At 71.8% G+C, this 20,566-nt stretch carries 30 protein-coding genes; 17 read left to right on the forward strand and 13 right to left on the reverse strand.

Annotation, left to right across the window (positions count from 1 at the left end; all coding sequences use genetic code 11):
• The first annotated feature begins 35 nt into the window (after window positions 1-35).
• Window positions 36-626 carry a mismatch-specific DNA-glycosylase gene (locus D0Z08_RS11080; protein WP_220454141.1) on the forward strand — a complete coding sequence of 197 codons (591 nt, stop codon included), beginning with the start codon at window positions 36-38 and terminating at the stop codon, window positions 624-626.
• Between the two features lie 45 nt (window positions 627-671).
• The gene (locus tag D0Z08_RS11085) at window positions 672-1,091 is read left to right on the forward strand and encodes a hypothetical protein (protein WP_118925292.1); all 420 of its coding nucleotides are present in this window, start codon (window positions 672-674) and stop codon (window positions 1,089-1,091) included.
• A gap of 27 nt (window positions 1,092-1,118) precedes the next feature.
• On the opposite strand, the gene D0Z08_RS11090 is transcribed toward D0Z08_RS11085, so the two are convergent.
• Window positions 1,119-1,862, reverse strand: coding sequence for a hypothetical protein (locus D0Z08_RS11090; RefSeq protein WP_147381401.1), 744 nt, complete (start codon window positions 1,860-1,862; stop codon window positions 1,119-1,121).
• Between the two features lie 169 nt (window positions 1,863-2,031).
• On the opposite strand from D0Z08_RS11090, the gene D0Z08_RS11095 reads away from it, so the two are divergent.
• The 4 genes from D0Z08_RS11095 (at window position 2,032) to D0Z08_RS11105 (ending at window position 3,671) form a co-directional block, all read left to right on the forward strand.
• Window positions 2,032-2,436, forward strand: a complete 405-nt coding sequence (locus D0Z08_RS11095) for a hypothetical protein (RefSeq protein ID WP_118925294.1) — start codon at window positions 2,032-2,034, stop codon at window positions 2,434-2,436.
• A gap of 15 nt (window positions 2,437-2,451) precedes the next feature.
• On the forward strand, window positions 2,452-2,946 hold the full coding sequence (locus D0Z08_RS11100; protein ID WP_118925295.1) for a hypothetical protein: 495 nt from the start codon (window positions 2,452-2,454) through the stop codon (window positions 2,944-2,946).
• A gap of 109 nt (window positions 2,947-3,055) precedes the next feature.
• Window positions 3,056-3,214, forward strand: a complete 159-nt coding sequence (locus D0Z08_RS32075) for a hypothetical protein (protein WP_182481269.1) — start codon at window positions 3,056-3,058, stop codon at window positions 3,212-3,214.
• A gap of 124 nt (window positions 3,215-3,338) precedes the next feature.
• Complete coding sequence (locus D0Z08_RS11105; RefSeq protein ID WP_118925296.1) at window positions 3,339-3,671, forward strand: WhiB family transcriptional regulator; 333 nt, start codon at window positions 3,339-3,341, stop codon at window positions 3,669-3,671.
• A gap of 20 nt (window positions 3,672-3,691) precedes the next feature.
• Here D0Z08_RS11105 and D0Z08_RS11110 read toward each other — a convergent pair whose 3' ends face one another.
• Genes D0Z08_RS11110 through D0Z08_RS11120 form a run of 3 tightly spaced genes read right to left on the reverse strand, consistent with a single transcriptional unit; the run spans window position 3,692 to window position 5,536 of the window.
• Window positions 3,692-4,459, reverse strand: a complete 768-nt coding sequence (locus tag D0Z08_RS11110; RefSeq protein WP_182481270.1) for a class I SAM-dependent methyltransferase — start codon at window positions 4,457-4,459, stop codon at window positions 3,692-3,694.
• A gap of 43 nt (window positions 4,460-4,502) precedes the next feature.
• Window positions 4,503-5,105 carry a hypothetical protein gene (locus D0Z08_RS11115; RefSeq protein WP_118925298.1) on the reverse strand — a complete coding sequence of 201 codons (603 nt, stop codon included), beginning with the start codon at window positions 5,103-5,105 and terminating at the stop codon, window positions 4,503-4,505.
• Window positions 5,102-5,536 (reverse strand): MarR family winged helix-turn-helix transcriptional regulator, encoded by a 435-nt coding sequence (locus D0Z08_RS11120; RefSeq protein ID WP_118925299.1) that lies wholly within the window; start codon window positions 5,534-5,536, stop codon window positions 5,102-5,104. The genes D0Z08_RS11115 and D0Z08_RS11120 overlap by 4 nt, the downstream gene beginning before the upstream one ends.
• A 97-nt stretch (window positions 5,537-5,633) precedes the next feature.
• Here D0Z08_RS11120 and D0Z08_RS11125 point away from each other — a divergent pair, with 97 nt between their 5' ends.
• Window positions 5,634-6,917: a cytochrome P450 gene (locus D0Z08_RS11125; RefSeq protein ID WP_118925300.1), complete on the forward strand. Its 1,284-nt coding sequence runs from the start codon at window positions 5,634-5,636 to the stop codon at window positions 6,915-6,917.
• 26 nt (window positions 6,918-6,943) lie between these two features.
• Window positions 6,944-8,227, forward strand: a complete 1,284-nt coding sequence (locus tag D0Z08_RS11130) for an MFS transporter (protein ID WP_245993874.1) — start codon at window positions 6,944-6,946, stop codon at window positions 8,225-8,227.
• A gap of 6 nt (window positions 8,228-8,233) precedes the next feature.
• Here D0Z08_RS11130 and D0Z08_RS11135 read toward each other — a convergent pair whose 3' ends face one another.
• Window positions 8,234-9,040, reverse strand: a complete 807-nt coding sequence (locus tag D0Z08_RS11135; protein ID WP_118925301.1) for a thermonuclease family protein — start codon at window positions 9,038-9,040, stop codon at window positions 8,234-8,236.
• A gap of 118 nt (window positions 9,041-9,158) precedes the next feature.
• Between D0Z08_RS11135 and D0Z08_RS11140 the strand changes: the two genes are divergently transcribed.
• Window positions 9,159-9,554, forward strand: coding sequence for a DUF2237 family protein (locus D0Z08_RS11140; RefSeq protein ID WP_118925302.1), 396 nt, complete (start codon window positions 9,159-9,161; stop codon window positions 9,552-9,554).
• Here D0Z08_RS11140 and D0Z08_RS11145 read toward each other — a convergent pair.
• Window positions 9,551-10,366, reverse strand: coding sequence for a hypothetical protein (locus D0Z08_RS11145; protein ID WP_147381402.1), 816 nt, complete (start codon window positions 10,364-10,366; stop codon window positions 9,551-9,553). The two genes, D0Z08_RS11140 and D0Z08_RS11145, sit on opposite strands and share 4 nt — an antisense overlap.
• Before the next feature lie 164 nt (window positions 10,367-10,530).
• Between D0Z08_RS11145 and D0Z08_RS11150 the strand changes: the two genes are divergently transcribed.
• The 5 genes from D0Z08_RS11150 to D0Z08_RS11170 all read left to right on the forward strand — a co-directional run bounded on the left by D0Z08_RS11150 (window position 10,531) and on the right by D0Z08_RS11170 (window position 14,040).
• Window positions 10,531-11,643, forward strand: coding sequence for a sensor histidine kinase (locus tag D0Z08_RS11150; RefSeq protein ID WP_118925304.1), 1,113 nt, complete (start codon window positions 10,531-10,533; stop codon window positions 11,641-11,643).
• Window positions 11,640-12,308 carry a response regulator gene (locus D0Z08_RS11155; RefSeq protein WP_118925305.1) on the forward strand — a complete coding sequence of 223 codons (669 nt, stop codon included), beginning with the start codon at window positions 11,640-11,642 and terminating at the stop codon, window positions 12,306-12,308. Before D0Z08_RS11150 ends, D0Z08_RS11155 begins: the two co-directional genes overlap by 4 nt.
• Before the next feature lie 62 nt (window positions 12,309-12,370).
• Window positions 12,371-13,000: a hypothetical protein gene (locus tag D0Z08_RS11160; RefSeq protein WP_118925306.1), complete on the forward strand. Its 630-nt coding sequence runs from the start codon at window positions 12,371-12,373 to the stop codon at window positions 12,998-13,000.
• 39 nt (window positions 13,001-13,039) lie between these two features.
• The gene (locus tag D0Z08_RS11165; protein ID WP_118925307.1) at window positions 13,040-13,471 is read left to right on the forward strand and encodes a hypothetical protein; all 432 of its coding nucleotides are present in this window, start codon (window positions 13,040-13,042) and stop codon (window positions 13,469-13,471) included.
• A 77-nt stretch (window positions 13,472-13,548) separates the two neighbouring features.
• Window positions 13,549-14,040: a hypothetical protein gene (locus D0Z08_RS11170; RefSeq protein ID WP_118925308.1), complete on the forward strand. Its 492-nt coding sequence runs from the start codon at window positions 13,549-13,551 to the stop codon at window positions 14,038-14,040.
• Window positions 14,041-14,078: 38 nt separating this feature from the next.
• Here the strand turns inward: D0Z08_RS11170 and D0Z08_RS11175 are convergent, their stop codons facing one another.
• Complete coding sequence (locus D0Z08_RS11175; RefSeq protein WP_118925309.1) at window positions 14,079-15,218, reverse strand: WD40 repeat domain-containing protein; 1,140 nt, start codon at window positions 15,216-15,218, stop codon at window positions 14,079-14,081.
• Window positions 15,219-15,328: 110 nt separating this feature from the next.
• Between D0Z08_RS11175 and D0Z08_RS11180 the strand changes: the two genes are divergently transcribed.
• Window positions 15,329-15,748: a (deoxy)nucleoside triphosphate pyrophosphohydrolase gene (locus D0Z08_RS11180; RefSeq protein WP_281271724.1), complete on the forward strand. Its 420-nt coding sequence runs from the start codon at window positions 15,329-15,331 to the stop codon at window positions 15,746-15,748.
• Here D0Z08_RS11180 and D0Z08_RS11185 read toward each other — a convergent pair.
• The 6 genes from D0Z08_RS11185 to D0Z08_RS11210 form a co-directional block, all read right to left on the reverse strand.
• The gene (locus D0Z08_RS11185; protein ID WP_118925311.1) at window positions 15,717-16,691 is read right to left on the reverse strand and encodes an ERCC4 domain-containing protein; all 975 of its coding nucleotides are present in this window, start codon (window positions 16,689-16,691) and stop codon (window positions 15,717-15,719) included. The genes D0Z08_RS11180 and D0Z08_RS11185 overlap by 32 nt on opposite strands.
• 52 nt (window positions 16,692-16,743) lie before the next feature.
• On the reverse strand, window positions 16,744-17,130 hold the full coding sequence (locus tag D0Z08_RS11190) for a PIN domain-containing protein (protein ID WP_118925312.1): 387 nt from the start codon (window positions 17,128-17,130) through the stop codon (window positions 16,744-16,746).
• A complete protein-coding gene (locus D0Z08_RS11195) occupies window positions 17,123-17,365 on the reverse strand; it encodes a hypothetical protein (RefSeq protein ID WP_147381403.1) in 243 nt (80 codons plus the stop codon). Before D0Z08_RS11195 ends, D0Z08_RS11190 begins: the two co-directional genes overlap by 8 nt.
• Window positions 17,366-17,498: 133 nt before the next feature.
• On the reverse strand, window positions 17,499-17,897 hold the full coding sequence (locus tag D0Z08_RS11200; RefSeq protein ID WP_118925314.1) for a carboxypeptidase-like regulatory domain-containing protein: 399 nt from the start codon (window positions 17,895-17,897) through the stop codon (window positions 17,499-17,501).
• Window positions 17,898-17,952: 55 nt separating this feature from the next.
• The gene (locus tag D0Z08_RS11205; protein WP_220454142.1) at window positions 17,953-18,366 is read right to left on the reverse strand and encodes a PLD nuclease N-terminal domain-containing protein; all 414 of its coding nucleotides are present in this window, start codon (window positions 18,364-18,366) and stop codon (window positions 17,953-17,955) included.
• Window positions 18,367-18,442: 76 nt separating this feature from the next.
• Window positions 18,443-19,612: a hypothetical protein gene (locus tag D0Z08_RS11210; RefSeq protein ID WP_147381404.1), complete on the reverse strand. Its 1,170-nt coding sequence runs from the start codon at window positions 19,610-19,612 to the stop codon at window positions 18,443-18,445.
• A 151-nt stretch (window positions 19,613-19,763) separates the two neighbouring features.
• Here D0Z08_RS11210 and D0Z08_RS32080 point away from each other — a divergent pair, with 151 nt between their 5' ends.
• Entirely contained in the window at window positions 19,764-19,919 is a 156-nt protein-coding gene (locus tag D0Z08_RS32080; protein ID WP_182481271.1) for a hypothetical protein, read from the forward strand.
• Window positions 19,920-19,968: 49 nt separating this feature from the next.
• Entirely contained in the window at window positions 19,969-20,562 is a 594-nt protein-coding gene (locus D0Z08_RS11215; RefSeq protein WP_118925317.1) for a GNAT family N-acetyltransferase, read from the forward strand.
• The last annotated feature ends 4 nt before the right edge of the window (window positions 20,563-20,566 follow it).

Consider the following 20,566-nt stretch of genomic DNA (forward strand, 5'->3'; position numbering starts at 1 on the left):
TTCCTCACCCGTCCTCAACCGGCAGACTGGGCCGCGTGCGCCGTACCTTCTCGCGAGCGGAGCTCGAGTCCTTCCGCGACGCCGTGGTCCCCGACCTGCTGCCGACCCGGCCGGGGCAGGAGCTGCGGCTGCTGTTCGTCGGCATCAACCCCGGGCTCTGGACGGCGGCGACGCAGACCCACTTCGCGCACCCGGGCAACCGCTTCTACCCCGCGCTGCTGCAGGCCGGTGTGGTCACCGAGCGGATCGACCCGGCAGCGGGGTTGACCGAGGACGAGCGGGACCGGCTCCGCGACCGCGGCATCGGGATCACCAACCTCGTGCACCGCGCGACTGCGAAGGCGTCCGAGCTCGACACGGCCGAGCTGAAGGAGGGCGGCGCCGCACTCACTGCGCTGGTCGAACGGCTCCGCCCGCGAGTGGTGGCGGTCGCCGGGATCACCGCCTACCGGACCGCTTTCGGACGACCGAAGGCCGTCATGGGCCGCCAGCCCGACCAGCTGGGCGGGGCCGAGCTGTGGGTGGTGCCGAACCCGAGCGGCCTCAACGCGCACGAGACGATCCCGAGCCTGGCGACGGCGTACGGCGAGGTGGCGCGCGCCGCGGGCCTCCTTGTGGACAGCTGACCGACCCCCTGCCGCACCGAGCCCGACCCGCGCAGGGTGTCGGCCATGACAGACGATCGGATCACCAGCCAGGCCGACCTCGAGCAGGTCTGGCAGACCCTGATGGAGCCCCTCGGGTTCACCCGCACCAGCCTCTGGATGGTCTTCCTCCATCCCGACGGCCGACCGCACAAGACGCTGATCGAGGTGCCCGCGCCGGACGACATGGTGGCGCCCGACCCGACCGCTCCCGAGCTGCTCGACCTCCTCGAGGAGTGGACGACCGAGCAGGTGCCGGGCGGCCGGGTCGCGTTCCTGCGCACCCGTCCGGGCCGGGGCGGCCTGGACAGGTCCGACCGGCTCTGGGCGGCCGCGCTCTACGCCGCCGCCCAGCTCGCCGGCGTGCCGTGCGAGGTCGTGCACGCGGCCAACAACGACCGGCTGCTGCCGGTGCCGCTCGACGAGATCGACATCCTCAGCGCCTGACCTTGCCGCCGACCAGGCGCAGCCGGGTCAGGAGTGGCCCCGGTCGACCTCGTTGCCGTCCTTGTCGTAGTTCACCCACCAGGACTTGCCGAACTCGTCGGACGCCGACGTACGGAACCAGACATCGCTCCCCTCCGCCGGCTTCGAGATGAACACGTAGCAGTCGTCCTTCTCGGCCCCGTCGGCCTCGGCGAGGACCGGGTCGCACATGCCGTCGATGACGCTGGGGTCGATCTCCTTGAGGTCGAACCGCGCGTCGGTCGACGTACCCTTGGTCCACTCCTCCAGGTCGCCGCCGCGCCAGGTGTAGCTGATCTCGCGGTCGTCACTCGGGTCGTCGGTGTAGGGCACGTCCACGATGATGTAGTCGGTGTAGAGGCCGACCCAGGTGACCACGGTCGTGTCCTTCTCGTCCTCGAGCTTCTCGACCATCTCGGCGAAGTCGTCGGGGTCCTTGGCGTCGATGCCGCCGATACCGCCGGGACCGCCGACCGCCGCGAAGATCCCCGCCGCAGCGGCAGCAACGCCGCCGAGCACGGCGACCCCGATGATGACGAGCGCCAGCTTCGGCACGCCCGCCGACGACTTGGTGACGACCACCGGGTTGTAGGTCGGCGTCTGGCCGTAGGGCACCTGGGGGGCATTGCCGTACGGGACGTTCGGGGGGTCGGGCGTGGGCGCCGGCTCCGGGTCAGGCGTGTCGTCCCCTTCGTACACGCGCCACTCGTTGGGGGGATCGGGCTCGTTGGGGGGATCGGGCTCGTTCGCCATGCTGCGAAAAATAGGCCACCCAGCGCCGAGATGGCATGGCCCATCGGGATGGTCTTCTCCGGTTGAGACGACGTTGAGACGTAGGTCCCTTTCAGCCTCGACTCCCGGGCTCTACCTTCGCGAGTGGGGGCTGATCAAGGTCGCGGTGCGGCCGGAAGGGGACATCACCATGGGATTCTTCAGCAAGGCCAAGGACGCGCTCGCCCAGCAGGCGGCCGCGGCACAAGCGGCTGCACAGGGACAGCAGGGGCAGCAGGGACAGCAGCCCGGCATGGTGCACGTGCAGGGTGCCGGTCCCATCGATCCGGCGATCCTCGGCGGCCCGTCGACCCGCTCGGTCGCGGAGAACGACCCGATCTGGGAGCCGATCAACGGCGTCTCGCTGCAGGACTACGCCGACTGGGCGCGTGAGGCGCAGACCCGGGGCATCAAGGACGAGGCGGGCCTGATCACGCTCGCGGGCGAGAAGGGCGTGTCCGCTGCGGATGCCAAGGCGGCGCTCGACGGCTGGGTCGCTCGGATGGGTCAGTCGCAGGCGGTCGGGCAGCAGTTCCGCAAGTTCCTCGGCTACTGAGCCAGGGGCCCGGACATGGGACTCTTCGGCGACTGGCAGCGGATGTACCGCGCCAACCAGCGGCACCTGGAGCAGCAGGGGCGCCCGTCGTCGTACCTGGGACAGCTCGCCGACATCCCGAACCAGATGAAGGCGGCAGCCGACAACGCCGACCTCGGCCTGCGGATGTCACGCCACCTCCAGCTGACCAACGGCGAGGGACTGCCGGCGGTCGCGATCATCGACGCGTCGTGGCAGATGGGGACTTACGCCAACACCACGCCCGTCGTCCGCCTCCAGGCGCGGGTCGAGCGGGCGGACGGCACCGAGCCGTACGTCGTGACGTGCGACCACGTCGTTGCCGCGATGCACCTGGCTCGGATGCAGCCGGGCTCGAAGCTCGGGGTGATGGTCGACCCGCTGAACCCGCACGACTTCGCCATCGACTGGATCCGGACCGGCCAGCTCGGCCCTCCTCCCCCGGGCTCGGTGCCCGGCCCGGGCGCGCCCGGCGCCCGGCGCGAGATCTGACGCGACGTCGTTAATGCGTTAGGCCGGAGCGGCACCGGGCATCTACCGTTGACTGGTCGGGGACAGACCCGGCGCGCCGCCAGGACGGCATCACCGAAGGAGACATGACGTGGGCAGCTATCGCACCCTCATCGACGCGAACCGCAGTGCGGTCCGCGCGCTGGGTGCTGCCCACGAGTGCCCGGAGCTCGGCGGCCTCTGGTTGGGGACGTCCTCGCGACGGACCGAAGACCAGAAGCTGCCCCCTGTGCTGGAGCCGCCCGTGTAGGTGCACCTCGCACCCGGACACCGGGCCGCTTCAGCGCGAACCGCGCAGAAGCGGCCCTTCTGCATTTTTCGACCCCTGCACTGCTCAACCCACCCATCGCCACGACACAAGGAGGTGAAAGGCGATGACTGCACGGAAGATCCTGGCCCACGAGGACCGGTTCGACACGAAGGGCGTGACCATCGCCTTCACCGCACCGACCCCGCACGACCCGAAGCTCGTGTGGGCATGCGCGGACCACCCGGACCCCGACCTGTTCCACCCGACCGACGAGGCGACCCTCGCCGCGGCCCAGGCGTTCTGCGCCGACTGCCCGGTACGGGAGCTCTGCCTCGACCTCGGTGTGCGGCGGGACGAGTACGGCGTCTGGGGCGGCGTGCTGCTCGAGAGCGGCAAGCCGCAGTCCGTCGTACCGCGGCGGGGCCGGCCTCCGAAGAAGGTCAGCACCGCTGCGTGACAGCCGCGCTCCTGTGAGCGCTACACGACGCCGGTGGCGGTCCACGCACCCGCCTGGATCGTCACCGGCCCGTCGCCGTGCTCCTCGCGGAGCGCGCCCTCCAGCCCGACCCGCTCGATCTGGTTGAGTCCACGGACGTAGGCGCCCGCGGGACCGACCCCCAGCGTGAACGGCTGCCACCACTCCTCGAAGGTGGCGAACTCGCGCCGTACCTCCAGCAGCGTCTCGTCGACCTCGCGCAGCCCGGCGTCGACGAACAGCCGGGTCAGGTCGCCCGCGGTCGATCCCGCCAGCGTCGCCTCGCCCTCGGCCTCGGGGTCGCAGCGCTGCACCACCCGCCAGAAGCCCGACAGCGCACCTCGGCCGCCGGCGTGGTCCCACACGCATGCCGACACCCGGCCGCCGGGCACCGTCACCCGCGCCATCTCGCGCACCCCCGCGGCCGGGTCGCGCATGAAGTGCACGACGAGCTGGGCGAGCGTGGCGCCGAAGGTGTCGTCGGCATAGGGCAGGTCCTCGGCGGTGCCGCCGCGTACGTCGACGCCGGGGTACGACGCCGCGGTCGCCCGCACGAACGACTCGACCGGGTCGATGGCGCTGACCCGGGACGCCCCCTGGCGCCGTACCAGCTCGCAGGTCAACATGCCCGGCCCGCAGCCGACATCGAGCACCCGCGCCGACCGATCGACACCGGCCAACCCGACCTCGGCGAACGGCCCGGAGAGCGGCGCGGAGAAGCGGCCCATGAAACGCACATAGGCATCGGCCGCGACGTCGAACACCCCCACGCGCCGATCGTGGCACCGCCGCGGGCGCCCCACCATGGCGAATTCAGGCCAGACGACTAGCCACTCTGGCAGCGGCCACGAACGCAACCGGGTCATCCACGAGGAAGGTGACCGCGACGACCGTCATCGGTCCCTTCGGCGTGGTCACCTCGGTCGGCCCGACCAGCGCGAGGTGCACGTTGGCGCGGGCGCTGACGCCGATCTGGAGGTCGGTACCGGCGTCGGTCTCGAGCGGCTGGTGGGTCCGGATCGAGGACGGCAGGTCGCGGTCGACCCTGGTCACCGCAGCGACCCGGTCCCACGGCACCCGCAGATCGGCGAACTTGCCGTAGCGGATCCGCACGCCGTCCTCGTCGGCCAGGTGCGGGTAGACCCTGATGCTCGCCAGCATCCCGAGCATCCAGAGCAGCCCCCACACGGAGACGCCGAGCAGGACCAGCCGCACCGAGTCCCACGGCACGAGGACGTGGACCAGCGGCACCTCGAGCGCCGACGCGAAGATCCACAGGCCCATGACCGGCGTGACGTCCCGGCTGTAGCCCCACGGCGTGGTGGCGGCCGGCACCTGGGGCCGGCGCACGATCCACCGGCCGAGGGCGACGTAGAGCGCCAGCTCGAGCTTGATCAGCCGTACGACGAGCCTCATCCCCACTCCTCCTCGAGCCGGACGCGGAGCCGGCCGAGCACCGAGTCCAAGGTGCGCCGGAACGCCGCGAGCTGGCGCGCCGACAGGCCTCCGAACAACACGTCGTGCATGTCGGCGTACCCCTCGACCATCGCGTCGGTGACCCGGCGCCCCTCGGGGGTGAGGTCGACATGGGTGGCGCGCCGGTCGGTCGGGTGCCGGCGCCGTACGACGTGGCCGCTGTCGACCAGGCCATCGACCAGCCCGGTGATGTTGCGCGGGGTGACGCCGAGGGCATCGGCCAGGTGCCGCTGGGTGACGGGTCCGTCACGCAGCACCCACAGCAGGTGGGCGCGGGCCTCGGTCAGGCCGTCGCGCTCGAAGGACAGCGCCATGTCGCGCTGGAGCAGCGAGACCAGCTCGAGCACCTGGTCGACCGCGGTCGGCGTCATATTGTGAAGTTACTACATGATGTAGAGACTACCCAATTGACCGAAGGTCCGACCGTGGTCGGATGCGGCGATCCGAACCCCGTCCTACCGTGACTTCATGAGGCAGGGTCCGCAGAGCCCTAAGGAAGCCGCCCGGTTCGTGGCGGGGATCTATCGCACCAAGCTGTGGCAGTGGCGGGCCCAGCGGTCCGGCTCGCCGATCGCGGCCTTCGACACCGATGAGGGCCGGCGCGACCCCTACCCGATCCACGAGCAGGTGCGCGCACTCGGGCGGGTGGTGCCGGGCATGCCGGGCTACGCGGCCACCGCCGAGCACGACCTCTGTCACGAGCTGCTCCGGCGCCGCGACTTCGGCGTCCGCGACCCCGGGACCAACGTCGTGCACGGCGCGATCTACCAGGACGGCGACACCATCGACCGGTCCCTGCTCGGCCTCAACCCACCCGAGCACACCCGGCTCCGGCGGCTCGCCGCCCACGGCTTCAGCCCGAAGCACCTCGCGTCGTACGAGCTGGCGATCGAGAAGCGGGTCGGTTCGCTGCTGGACGAGGTCGAGGGCCGCCGGTCCTTCGACCTCGTGCACGCGTTCGCCGCTCCACTGCCCATCGGCGTCATCTCCGACCTGCTGGGGCTGCCGGATGCGGACGTGCCGGCGTTCGAGCGGTACGGCCAGACGATGGCCTCGGCGCTCGACGGCATCAGCAACCTCCCCCACGCGCAGCGGCTCGCCACGGCATCGCTCCGGCTGGAGCGGATCCTCGACCGGCTCTTCGAGCTCCGGCGTCACGACCCGCGCGACGACCTGGTGAGCTCGCTCGTCGCGGCCGAGGCCGACGGCCGGATGACGCCGCGTGAGCTGTTGTCGATGTGCCAGGTGCTGCTGGTCGCCGGGTTCGAGACGACGGTGAACCTGATCAGCAACGCCGTACTCGCCCTGCAGCGCACGCCCGGCGCCTGGGAGGCGCTGGTCGCCGATCCGGGGCTCGCCGGCCTCGCGGTCGAGGAGGCGCTGCGCTACGACCCGCCGGTCCAGCGCACCATCCGGGTGGCGTTCGAGGACACCACCCTCGGCGACCACCCGATCGCGAAGGGCACCTGGGTGGTGGCGCTGATCGGCGGCGCCAATCGCGACCCAGCGGTCTTCGACGCACCCCAGGAGTTCCGGATCGACCGCTACGCCGACGCTGCCACTCCCGCGCACCTCGCCTTCTCCGGTGGCGTGCACTACTGCATCGGTGCGCCGCTCGCCCGGCTCGAGGCCACGGTCGCGCTGCGCGGGCTGGCCGAGCGTGTTCCGACGCTGCGCCTGGCGGGCGAGCCGACGATGCGGAAGACCACGTCGGTCCGCGGACCGGAGTCACTGGAGGTGGCTGCGGGCTGACCCGGCCGGCCGAGTACGTTTCGGGCGTGGACAGCACCCCTCGACGCGCCTGGCTGGTGTGGGGCGTCGCGCTGGCGATCTACGTGGTCGCGGTCTTCCACCGCACCAGCCTCGCGGTGGCGGGGCTCGCGGCCACCGAGCGGTTCGACCTGTCGGCGAGCCAGCTCGGCGCCTTCACGATGCTCCAGGTGCTCGTGTACGCCGGGATGCAGGTGCCGGTCGGCCTCCTCGTCGACCGGTTCGGACCGCGCACGGTGCTGACGGCCGGCGTCGTCACGATCACGCTCGCCCAGGCCGGCTTCGCGCTGGCGACGTCGTACCCGGAGGCGCTGGTGGCGCGGGTCTTCGTCGGGCTCGGCGACGCGATGACGTTCATCTGCGTGCTGCGGCTGGTGAGCAGCTGGTTCGGGCCGCGGCGGATCCCGCTGGTCACCCAGCTCACCGGCAGCACTGGCCAGATCGGGTCCATCGCCGCCGCGGTCCCGATGACCTGGGCGCTGTCCGAGCTCGGCTGGACCACCGCCTACCTGGTCGCGGCCGCCACCGGACCGGTCCTGCTGGCCGCTCTGCTGCTCCTCGTGTGGGACACCCCGGAGCAGCGGCACCAGCGCGGGCAACCGATGTCCCGGCTCGCGCTGCTGCGCACGCTGCGCGCGTCGTGGGACCAGCCCGGGACCCGGCTGGGCTTCTGGGTGCACTTCACGACGCCGTTCAGCGCGCACCTGCTCGTGCTGCTGTGGGGCTTCCCGTTCCTCGTGCTGAGCGAGGGCGTGTCGGAGACCGTGGCCGGCGTGCTTCTGAGCCTGATCATCGTCGCGGTCGTCGCGTCCGGCCCGGTGCTCGGCTTGGTCGTCGGCAACCATCCGTGGCACCGGTCCACCGTCGCGCTCGCGACGATCGCCGGGATGGTGGTCGCCTGGACGGCGGTGCTGGCGTGGCCGGGTCAGGCGCCGCTGTGGCTGCTCGTCGTGCTGGTCGTGGCCTGCGGCTGCGGTGGACCTGCGTCGATGATCGGCTTCGACGTCGGCCGGACCTCGAATCCCCCGGACCGGATGGCCAGCGCCACCGGCATCATCAACGTCGGCGGCTTCATCGCCGCGGTGATCGTCGTGTTCGGGGTCGGCGCGGTGCTCGACCTGATGACGCCGGGGTCGTCGACCGACTTCACGCCCGGCGCGTTCCGCGCGGCGATGAGCGTGCAGTACGTCCTCTGGGGCATCGGCGCGCTGCAGATCTGGCGCTACCGCACGCTGGTCCGCCGTACCCTCGGCCGCGACGTCGTCGAGGGCGGCTCGACGATGGTCGGCTGAGGACCGCTACTCGCAGGCCACCCCGTCGTCGTCGGCGTCGAGCCCGTGCGGATCGCTGCCCGTCACGGAGATCGGCCCCTCGACGTCCGCACAGTCGACATCGGGCGGGTAGACCGGGACGCACGGCGAGTAGCCGGACGCGCAGCCCGAGGGCGGCTGCTGCGGCGGCGGCTGCTGCGGCGGCTGCTGCGGCGTGAAGTGGCGCGGCTCGTGGCACGTGATGTTGGGCGCCCCGCGGTCCTCGCGGATGTACTCGGGCTCGCGCGGGTGGAAGCCGTAGCCGTCCCGCGAGTCGTACCGGGCGATCGCCAGCCCGTCCTGGAGCAGCCGTAGGCCGGCGTCGACCGGCCCGGCGTCGACGTACCGCAGCAGCCGGCCGTACCGGTCGCGGTCCTCGTCGGACTGCACCAGCGTGACCCGCTCGCCCTCGACCAGGGCGACCAAACGGTTCCGTGCCTTGTCGTAGCCGCACTCCCCGACCTCGGGGGTGTCGATGCCGACCAGGCGCACGGTCTCGCCGTTGGCGAGGTCGATGGTGTCGCCGTCGACGACAGAGGAGACGAGGTACGTCGGCTCGGGCGGCTCCTCTGCGACCGGCTGGCGGTCGCGCCTCCGCTTGCGATCGGGATCCCCGCCCTCGTCGTCGCCCTCGGAGGTCGCGCCCGGTGGGCCCGAGGTGCCGCGGCTCGGATCGGAGGACGACGTATCGCCGAGGTTGCCGACCACCAGGATCACGAGCACCACCCCCACGACCGACAACGCCTTGTGGTGCGCGACCCAGCCCCAGATGCCAGGGCTCGGGCGGTCGGTCATGTCGCTGAACGTAATTTCCGATCGCCGGCCGTGGGGCGGAACGGACGAAGATGACTCCGAATGACTAACGGGTCCGAACCCTTCGACCCGGCGCCGCGATCGTGGCAGGCTCGGAGTCGTGACCGAACGCAACGTCCTCGGCGGCGAGCTCGAGCAGTGCGGCACCGACCCGATGACCGGCTTCTACCGCGACGGCAGCTGCGCGTGCGGGCCGGAGGACCAGGGCGTCCACGCGGTCTGCGCCGTCATGACCGAGGAGTTCCTGGCCCACCAGAAGGCGGTCGGCAACGACCTGTCGACACCCCGCCCGGAGTGGAGCTTCCCCGGCCTGAAGCCGGGCGACCGGTGGTGCGTGGTCGCCCTGCGCTGGCTGCAGGCGTACGGCGACGGCGTGCCCGCGCCCGTCGTACTCGCCTCCACGAACAAGCGCGCCCTCCAGGTGATCCCGATCGAGGCGCTGCGCGCGAACTCGGTCGACGTGCCCGACGACCCTGCCTCGCTGGCAGCGGACTAGTCCCGGTCCGGGAGCAGCGCGATCGCCGCGGCGATCGGAACCGCCGTCGTGGCGACGACCGCTGCCAGGATCCCGTAGACGTCACCGAAGATCCCCTGCAGCGTGCTGTCGAGGAGGAACAGCCCGGCCAGGACGCCTACTCCGGCACCGAGGATCCCGATCTGGCGCCGGGTCCCGGGCTGCGCACCTCGCAGCCGGAGCAGCAGCGACGCCAGGCAGGTCAGCACCAGGACCGCGAACATCAGCAGCGTCGCGAGCTCCAGGGCCTCCAGCAGGTCCCCGGCACCACCCAGGCCGATCGGGTTGTCCGGCGAGGTCGCGTCATCGTCGTCGACCGGGCCGGACATCAGCAGGACCGGCGCCGCGGTGAGCGGGTAGAGGAACCCGACGGCCCACGCGACGACGCGCCACCGCCGCGACGGCAGGTGGCCCGTCGGGAACAGGAGCGGCAGCACGGTGAGCAGGGTCTGGATCGTCGCCACGAAGGTCACCGCGGCGAGCAGCTCACCGACCGGTGCGCCCGGCAGGTCGCTGTCGGCGTACGCCCCGGCAAGGAACCCGGCACCGAGCAGCACGCCGACCAGGCAGAAGATCCTGGCCAGCACGGGAACCTTGCCACGGAGGAGCAACAGCCCACCCACGAGCGGGAATCCGGCCAGGCCGATGGCGTCGACGATGTCCTCGACGTGGACGTCGTCGGCAAGGGCGGTGCCGGCGACGACGCCGGCCACACAGGCGACCAGTGGCGCGAACGCCAACAGCGCGGGAGTCGTGGTGGGGCCCGCAGCTGCGGGCCTGGCGATGACGGACATGGTGACCTCCTGGGTTCGGGTGTCCGTCGACGGTAGGAGCGGCACCACCGCCCGCGGATCGGGCGCGATGCCCCACCCGGGTCATCGCGCCGGATGAATCGCGCCGGGCCAGGATCAGCCGCGAAGCTGATACAGGGACCGGGCGACGTCGGTACGTTGCGGAGATGGAGTCCGGTCGCCCGAGCGTGGTCGACCTCGTCCTCACCGGCGTGCTGACGGCCGCCGCGTTGACCGAGGCGCTCCTGACCGAGCAGTACGACGACCGCGCGGAGATCCCGCTCGCCGTCATCTTCGCCCTTCCCCTGCTGGTACGACGGAGCCGGCCGCTCTGGGCTCTCGCCGGGGTCATGACGGTGCTGTTCGTCCAACGGCTGGCGTTCGGCGAGATCTGGGACGCGGGCTCGAGCCTGGCCATCCCGATGGTGGCGGTCTTCGCGGTGGCCGCGTACTCCGCGCTGCTGCCGGCAGCCGTCGGGCTGGGTGTCGCGGTCGTCGCGATGTCGCTCGCCGACATCGGCCCCGACGGGCCCGATGTCGCCTTCCTGACTCTCATCCTCGGCGCGATCTGGCTGGCAGGACTCGCCTTCCACCGCCAGCGCCGACTGGTCGCGACCGTGGCTGCCCAGGCTCTCGAGCTCGAGGCGGCCGCACGGGAGCGCGAGGAGCTGGCCGCGGCAGCCGAGCGCACCCGGATCGCCCGCGAGCTGCACGACGTGGTGGCGCACGCGGTCTCCACCATCGTGGTGCAGGCCGAGGCCGGCCAGGCGCTGCAACAGCGGGCGCCCGACCGCGCGGCGGACGCGTTCGTCGCGATCCAGACGACCGGGCGGCAGGCGCTCGACGAGCTGCGCAGGATGCTCGGCGTCCTCCGTGACAGCCCTGGTACGGCGGACCTCGCACCCCTGCCCGGCCTGACGGAACTGCCCGCGCTCGTGGACTCGGCGCGGGCGTCGGGCCTCGACGTCGACCTGGTCGTCGACGGACACGGTGATCTCGCGCCGGGCCCGGACCTGACGGCCTACCGGGTGGTCCAGGAGGCGCTGACGAACATCCTCAAGCATGCGTCGGCGACCCGGGCGACGATCCGGATCACCCATGGCGACGGAACCCTACGGATAGAGGTCGCCGACGACGGCCGCGGTGACCGCGGCGGGACCAACGGCGCCGGCCACGGTCTGACCGGGATGAGGGAGCGCGCACAGCTGCACGGCGGGACCGTCGACGTCGTGAGCACGCCGAGCGGGTTCACGGTCCGGGTGGACCTGGTGACGACGTGATCCGGGTCCTCGTGGTCGACGACCAGGCACTGGTCCGCGACGGGCGCGCGGCGATCCTCGAGTCGGAGCCCGACATCGAGGTGGTCGGCGCGGTCGACGACGGCTCCGAGGTGCTGACGGCGGTACGGGAGGGACACGCGAACGTCGTACTCATGGACATCCGGATGCCGGGCATGGACGGGATCGCGGCGACCCGGCAGCTGCTGGAGAAGGGGCCGGCCGGCGTGCGGGTGCTGATGCTGACGACGTTCGACCTCGACGAGTACCTCTACGAGGCGATGAAGGCGGGGGCGAGCGGCTTCCTGCTCAAGGACACCCCGCGCGTCCAGCTGCTCGAGGCCGTTCGCCGGGTTGCTGCCGGCGACGCGACGCTGTCGCCGACGCTGGTCCGCCGCCTGGTCGACGACTTCGTACGCCGGCCCGCCCCCGGCGCCGCGCTCCCGGCATCCCTGCACTCGCTCACCTCGCGGGAGACCGAGGTGCTGCGGCTGCTCGCCACGGGCATGAGCAACGCGGAGCTGGCGTCGGCCCTGTTCCTCAGCCAGGCGACGGTGCGCACGCACATCGCCCACATCTTCGAGAAGCTCGGCCTGCGGGACCGGGTCCAGGCGGTCGTCCTGGCCTATGAGTCGGGGCTGGTCGCGCCGGGCGAGGCCGGCGCCTGATCCCTCGGTTGCCGGGACCGGTTGCGCAGGACGGGGAGGTCCGGGATAACGTCCGAAGAGCAATGGACAACACTCCCCCGGACCCGACCGCAGACCCGCTCGCCGACGCTGTCTACGCGCTGCGCGAGGAGGGGTACGTCGTCAACCGGCCCCTGCCCGGCGCCCTGCTCGTCGAGGGCCGCTTCCTCAACCCGGAGCGGATCGCGCTGCACGCCGCGGGTGAGGCGGGTGACGCGACGCTCGGAGTGTGGGCCGTCAGTCGTGAGAACGACTGGACGCTCGTCGCGTGGTCCCGGCCCGACCTGGTCACGATCACGCAGCGCGGCGCGGCGGTGCCCCGGTGGCGGCACCGGCGCCTCCCGCCGGCGATGCGCCCCGACGCCCAGACCTTCCTCGAGGGCGGCGCGTCCCCGCACGACATCGTGACCACCCCCAAGCACCGGCCCACCGACGCCGCCCGCGAGGTCCTCGCCGGCCTCGGGATCACCGAGCCGGAGCCCCCGGGCTGGGAGCCGCCGCCCCCGCCGCCCGCCCCGGTCGCGGCGCCGGTCGCACCCCCCAAGCCGAGGCGCACCCGCGTGCCTGCGGCGAAGCCCGTCTCGACCCGCGGCAAGCCGGACCCGGTCGTGAACGTCTGCCCGACCTGCTTCATGGCGATCCCCGCGACCGGAATCTGCGACAACTGCGGCTGACCTGCGCCCCTCGGGGCCGATTCACGCCACCATGGGGTCATGACGGACCCGCCGGCCAAGGAGTCGCTGACCATGCGGCTGGTCATCAACGTGCTGGTGACCGTGGTCCTGGTCCTGCCGTTCGTCCTCGTCGGCGCCGGTGGCTGGCTGCTCTGGCAGCGCCAGACCGGCGAGCAGGTCGAGGCCGAGGTGATCAGCTGCGACTTCGACATCAACTACAAGACCTCGTCACAGCACTGCCTGGCCCGGTGGACCGAGGACGGGGTCGAGCGGACCGGACCGATCCAGGGCTCCGGCGATCACGAGGTCGGCGAGACGGTCACGGCCACCCTGCGCGGGGACGAGCTCTACAGCCGGTCGCTGACGCTGCCGGTGGTGCTGCTCGGGCTCGGCCTGCCGCTGTGCTTCTTCCCGATCCTCTGGCTCAAGCACCGGCTGACGCGGAGTCGGGTGGGTGAGAGTGACCAATAGATCACCCTCACCCACCCGACTTGATAACACAGCGCGAAGCGCTGACAGGACCGCCGAGCAGTTCTACGCTCGCTCTTGTGGCCACGTCCGCGAACTACTACGACGAGCTCGTCGACGCGTTCGGCGACCCCGAGTCCCTGACGCTGCTGGTGGTCGCAGGAGCGACGCGTGACTGCGTGGCCCGCGCGCTCGAGGTCGACCTCCACGAACCAGTTAGTCATCCGTGGGACGACAAGCACGACGCGGGCTATGCCGCATGGGCGCTCGTGGAGATCGACGGCGGGGTGCTGGGCGTGGAGCACACCGGGTACGGCGACCCCACCGTTGCCGCGCTGCGCGAGATGGCGAGCCACGGCCATGCGGCCGCGGTGGTGCGCGGCAACCCGCAGGCGGAGCTGCGGGTCGGCTGCGTGCGCGACGACGAGGTGCTCTTCGACGGCGCGACCGACGAGTTCGCTGCCGGCCTGGCGAGGGCCGAGGAAGTCACCGGCCTCGAGCTGACCCACGACCAGGCGATGTTGCTGGCGTCGGCCCAGTTCTTCAAGGGCCCTAGCCGGCGCCCCAGCTGATCGTCCGCCGAGCCAGCTCGGGCCCGGCCCGCGACCGGTCAGGGAACGAGGTCGAACTTCGCGAACAGGCGTTGCTTCACCCCGGCGAAGTGGGTGAACCCGCCGCCGGCGTACAGGTACTGCCCGTCGAGCACGAGTGACCAGACGCCCTTGTTGGTGCCCGTCGCGAGCGGGTCCCATGCCGTCATGGCACCGGAGTAGGCGTTGACCGCGGCGAAGAACATCCGCGGGGTGCCCTCGTCGTCGAACTGCGTGTAGTGCCCGCCGAGATAGACCTCGGTGCCGGACCCGGCGATCGCCTGCACGTTGCCGTCGGTGTGGCGCGACCAGCGCGGGGCGAAGCTGTCGGTCTTGTAGGCGTTGACCCGGTTGGCGTTGTTGGCGGTGTAGACCCAACGCCCGTTGGGGCTGAGCGCCAGCGTGATCACGCGGCTGCCGTTGCCGAGCCCGGCGAACGGGGTGGTCTTGCCCGTGACCGCATTGATCGCGCCGAAGTAGGGCCGGTCGGAGCCACGGATCCGGGTGAACTCGCCGCCGATCCACACGTGCCTGCCGTCGGGCCGGACGCGCACCTCGTTGACGGCGCCGTTGACCCAGGTGTCCCAGACGTCGAGGTTGCCGGTGCCGACGTCGACCGCGGCCAGCTTCTGCTTGGCGGAGCCGTCGATGCCGTCGAACCGGCCACCGACGTAGAGGCGGTCGCCGCTCACGGCGAGCGACGACACCATCGGCGTGGTGCCGGTGGTGTCGGCCCGCCATCCGTCGACGAGGTCGCCGGTGTAGGGGTCGAGGGCGGCGAGGTTCTGGCGCGGCACACCGTTGACCTCGGTGAAGGTGCCGCCGATGAACAGCCGGCTGCCGTCCTCCGAGACCGCGACCGCATGGACCGGGCCGTTGACGGTGGGCGCGAAGTCGGGGTCGGCCTTGCCGTTGGCCATGACCGCGCCGAGGTTGGCCCGGGAGTAGGTACCGACCGAGGTGAAGCTGCCGCCGAGGATGACCCGGCCGCTGTCGAGCGCGACCAGGTCGTAGACCGCCTCGCCGCCGAGGCCGGCCGTCTGGATCGGCCTCGGGCTCGGCAGGGCATGGGCGGCGGGCGCGGTCGGCAGGAACGTGAAGGCCGCCGCGAGCATGCAGGCGGCAGCGCGCAGGCGCGCGCGAGCGTGGATGGAGGCCATGACGGCCGGTCCCCCTGTGATTCCCCCGGAGGCCCGATCCCCGAGATTCGATGCTGGAGCTGTTCGTGCTGGAGCCGAATCAGCGTAACAGCGTTCGCTACGGTCGTCAGGTGCCCCAGGTCGTCGTCGGCGCCGTGATCGTCGACCAGCTCGAGCGTCCGTCGTACGTCGTCGCGGCCCGCCGTACGAAGCCCGCTGCCTTGGCGGGCAAGTGGGAGTTCCCCGGTGGCAAGGTCGAGCCCGGCGAGACTCCCGAGGCCGCGCTCGCGCGGGAGGTCGCCGAGGAGCTCGGCGTCGCGATCGACGTGGGCGCCGAGGTCGACGGGACGGACGGCGGGTGGCCGATCTCGGAGCAGTACGTGCTGCGCCTCTACCTCGCCACCGTCACCGCGGGCGAACTGCACGTGAGCGCCGACCACGACGCGCTACGAAGGCTGACCGTCGACGACCTCGCCACCGTCGACTGGCTGCCCTCCGACCTGCAGGCGATCCCCGCGATCAGCCGCCTGATGGCCGGGTCGCCTCGATGAACGCGGACCGTACGGCGGCGGGCACCCTCCCCTTGGGCGAGACCTCGATGCCCCGGGTGGCCGCCCAGACTCGGATCTCGGCGGGTGTCGGCGCGCGCGGCGGCAACGGGCTCGCCTCGGTCAGACCGGCGACGGTCGCGGCGCCGTACTCGTCGAGCTCGGCGGCGGCGAGCGCAGCGGCGAGAAAGCGATAGGTCCATTCCTGGGCCAGCTTGCGGGTCTCACAGAACATGATCGGCACCGTCGGGAACGCGACCTGAGCCTCGGCGAGCGCGTCGGCCACCACCGACGCCCGGACGACCTCGTGTTGGAACGCCCGGCTGTAGCGCTCCTCGACGACGACGGCTGCCCGGGGCACAGCGGCGAGATCCGTGAGCTGGTACTTCAGCTTGCCGGTCGTCAACGACGTGACCAGATCTCCGAGGGCCTTCCGCTCGACCACCGCCACGATCCGGTCGTCGACCATCACCCCGTAGTCGCCCGCGGGGAGGGCGTGGCGGCGGGTATCGGCCTGCTGGTTCGAGAACGACCACGCGTAGCGCTCGTGGCTGTCGACGAGGATCTCGAGCCGGTCGATGCCCTGCGCCCGCGCCGTCGGAGGCTTGCTCCGCGGCCGCGCCTGCTTCGCCGTCCGGGCGGTCTGCCAGAAGATCATCTGCCGACCGCGCGCGACGGTGATCACGAATTGCGAGCGATTCTCCCTGCCACGGTCGAGGACGAGATCGATCGCCGCCCCCCGGCGTACACACGAACGCACGGCGACCCGTTCGACGATCTCGGCGTCAGTGGGCCACTCCTCGACGCGGTGGCAGTAGACCTTGGCCGTGCGCGGCCACGTGTCCCGCGACTTGAGCAGGATGCCGTCACCCAGCGGGACGCGCACGATGTAGGGCAGCGTCGAGTCGCCGTCCGGGTTGCGCGCGATGACGAAGTCGTCGGGCATGGGCCCAAGTCTGCACCGCGGTGCCGGCTGCTGGAGGTAGGGGCATCCGACGTCAGACCACGACGAGTCGCAAGGCCCCACCGACGGCAGCGGCTACCCGCTCGAGATCGTCCGGATCGGACGTGACCACCGCATCTGATCGGCGGACCGCACCTTCCACCACCGCGACATCGATCGTGTCGTCGTGACCGGCCGTTCCGGCCAGCCGGCCGACCGCGCGAGCCTGTTCCTCGGTGAGCGGCTCGACTCGACAGCCCTTGAGCACCCGCGACAGTCCCGCCTGCGGACCTCCGCGCCAGGCCTGAGCCAGAACTCCTGCCGGCACGGTCGGCAGGATTCCGCGGCGGAGCGCGTCCTCGTGGATCGCGCGCATCCGGCGGTCTGCTCGGTCGGCGGCAACCAGTGCGCCCGCGTCGTACGTGATCCCGTATTCAGCCACGGCCGCGGGACTTCTCGGCAAGAGCTCGGTCGAGCGCAGTGCGCGCGGCCGCCCGCTCCACGTCGGTGAGTGGATCCTCCCTGTCCCACTCGGCCATCGCCCGCCGCCCCGAGCGCAGGATCAACTGGTGCTCCGCGGCGGCTGAGAGCCAGCCCGAGAACGAGACACCGTCCTCCCGCGCCGCGATGTCGATCTGCTCGGCGACCTGCTCGTCGAGCGACACGGATCTCTTCACCACACCCACCCTGGCCACGGTAGCACCACCGGTATTACCGAACGCCTGCGTCGGCCGTCACTCTTGTCGCTCCGTCTCGCGCCCGCCAGGCCCAGTCGCCGGGCCTGTGGAAATCCGCAGCGCTGTGGGCGCCTCAACGGATACCGGTGTCGCACGGGATGTCCATGTCGGCGTACGACCCTGCGGAGACCCGCACATCCATGAGCTCACACGACATGCCCGCCTCGGCGGTCACGACGTACTCCCCTGGCTCGAGCTCCACCGTGAAGGACCCGTCGGCGGCCGTGGTGGTCCGCGCGACCTCCGTCCCGGCCGCATAGGCCTCGCCCGGGAGCTGTTCGGACACGATCACCGTCACCCCCGCCGCCGGTTGGTCCTCGCAGGCGTCATCCCGACTCTCGACCGGGCACTGCGGACCGAGGTGGACGACCCCGGTCACGCCGGAGCCCGGCTCCGCAGCACGCTGCTCGTCGCCGCAAGCGACGAGGGCGATCGCGCCGACAGCGAGCGCCAGCAGACGTCCGGCAGCCATACGGGTACGACGCCCCGGACGCGCCGCGGGTTCCGCCGCAGCAGCGCCATCGTGCTCAGGTCACCGGATCGGGGTCCGAGTCCTCGTCGCTCTGTGGCTGCTGCGACTCCTGCGGCTCTCGCTCGGCGCGCTTCTTCTCCTCGTGGCGCCGCCGCTGCTCCTCCGCGCGCTCCCGCACCTGGCGGAGGAACTCCTCGTCCTTCTCCGGGTCAGCAGCGGAGAACCGGCCGCGCCGTTCGTACTCCGGGAAGCTCGGCGCCGCGCCCTGCTCGCGGGTCAGCGGCCGCTCGGCGACCGGCCGTCCGGCGGCGATCCAGGCGATGGAGCCGATCAGCGGGAAGAAGAACACGATCAGCAGCCAGATGTTCTTGCCGAGGTTGCGGATGCCGTCCTCGCGAGAGGTGATCACGTCGATGACGCAGTAGAGCCAGAAGATGAAGATGAGGACTCCGGGCACGAACCTGATCACACGCGGCATTGTGCCCGCTCGGCGGCGCCCCGTTCACGGAATCGCCGTACACCGCGCCGCGCGCCCTCCGCGCGGGTCACGCTGCAGCGCGGGCTCCGACGGCCATCGAACGGCAGACAGCACCGGCCGGTTCGGCGAGGAGACCACCCAGCCGCTCGAGTACGGCGGCGTCCGCGGCGCCGGGTGCGTTCACCACCGCGGACACGATCAGCGGATCGACGACCGCAGCGGCGAGGCACGGCCAGAGCGGCACCTCGTCGGCTGGTCCTCGCCTGAGCCCGGCGTGCTCGGCGAGCGCGTCCTTCGCCGTACTCATCAGGGCCGCGACGATCTCGGCGTCGCTCGGGTCGGCCTTCCAGTCCAGGTCGGGGAGGACGGTCAGCAGCAGGACCACGTCGGGCACGTCGGCGATGAACCCGAAGCGGTGACCGCCGGTCTTGACCTGCCCGCCCGCCTCGCGGTCCTCCTCGAGCGTGTCGCGCCAGCCGAACGGGTCGTCGGCCACCTGGCGGGCGACGTACTCGGGCACCGCCAGCGGCGCGGTCTCGAACATCCGTCCTCCCTCGATGGGCACCAGCCGTCCGATCGCGTGCTCGCCCGGAAGCATCAGCACGCCACTGCCCAGCGCGGGCACCTCGACGACCTCGCCGCTCGCGAGGTCGGCCCAGGTGGTGACCGTCGGGCCGTGGCCGACGAGCTGGAAGCCGCCCATCTTCGCGCGAGCCCACTCGTCGATGCGGTCGGCGCTCGCGATCAGCTCTGCGGATGCACGGTCGCGCAGGAAGGTCTCCAGCCCGCCCAGGTCGAAGAGGTACGTCTGCCGATAGCTCCAGTCACCGTCGACGACCTTCGCCCGCGCGTCGGTCGGGTCCTTCCCCGCCAGCGCCGCCGGTCCGCCGCGGAGCGCGACGGCCGCGTCCACGGCACCGGCGGTGATCGACCGCGTCGCGGGCGACAGGTCCTGACGCGCCTGCTCGAGGATCCACCGCGAGGTGACCCAGGCCGGCAGCATCGGCCCGAGCGTCATCAGCTGGGTCAGCCGCGAGATCCGCCACGGTCGCCAGAACTCGGCTCGCCCGCCTCCCGGCGACGCCAGGATCAGGCGCAACGCGGCCTCGGCGTCGGCATGCCGCTCGGCGTCGTCGACGCGGAGCATGAGCCGCAGGTCGGGCGCACCCCCGGTCGGCTCGCGGTGGACATCGGTCCCGGAGGTACGGCGGACGCGCCGCCCACGTGATTTCGGCATGCCCTCCACTCTGGACACATCACGGGCCGTTCGCCACAGCCGTCCGCCGACCTGTGGACAACCGGCTCCGGCCTCAGGGGCTCCCCTGGTCTGACCCCGAATCATCCTTAAGTAGGTAGCCCCCGGCCGCCGTCCTCCCTACTCTCGTTGCGTGACCACCCTCCAGCGCACCCGCCGAGCGGACCGCTCCGCGGCCCTCGCGCTGCGGCCTGCCCGGGTGGCGCTGATCCTCGAGGTGGAGTACCGCCGGGCCCGGCGGGACCTCAGCCGCGAGCGGGCAGCGGTCCGCGACCGCGCTGCTCGATAGATCTCGCCGAGCGCCTGCGGCGGACGCCCGGTCGCGCCACACTGGCGACGTGCTGCGCCACGCGCTCCGAGCCGACCTCCCCCTGGTCGTCGACACCTGGGTCGAGGCGTTCGAGAGCGACCCCTTCTTCCGCTGGATCGCTCCCCTCGACCAGACCTGGCGGGAGTTCGGCACCGCCTGGCTCTCGATGATCGCGGCGCTGTGCTTCGAACGGGGTCACACGTTCGTCGCGGACGAGGCGGCGATCGCTTGGGTGCCACCGGACCTCGCGCTCGTCGGACCCGACGACGTGGAGAAGGCGGTCGACATCCTCACCACCCACGCCGGCGAGCAGCGCGCGGCGAAGGCTCTGGGAGTCATCTTGGAAGCGCGGGGCCACGCACTGAAGGAGCCGCACTGGACCCTCCAGTACGTCGGCGTCCGCCGCGCCGGCCAAGGGTTCGGCCTCGGTGCGGCCGTCGCCAAGATCGGGCTCCGGGTCGTCGACACCGACGGCCTCCCCTGCGCTCTGACCTCGACCAACGCGCGCAACCTGCCGTTCTACGAGCGGCTCGGCTTCACCGTGGCAGCCGAGGTGGAGCTGCCGGGCGGGACGGCCGCGTTGCGGCCGATGGTCCGGCCGGCTCGCGCGGATGCGACGTAGCCGG

It is taken from the genome of Nocardioides immobilis, assembly GCF_003515065.1.
In the GTDB taxonomy this organism is placed as follows: domain Bacteria; phylum Actinomycetota; class Actinomycetes; order Propionibacteriales; family Nocardioidaceae; genus Nocardioides; species Nocardioides immobilis.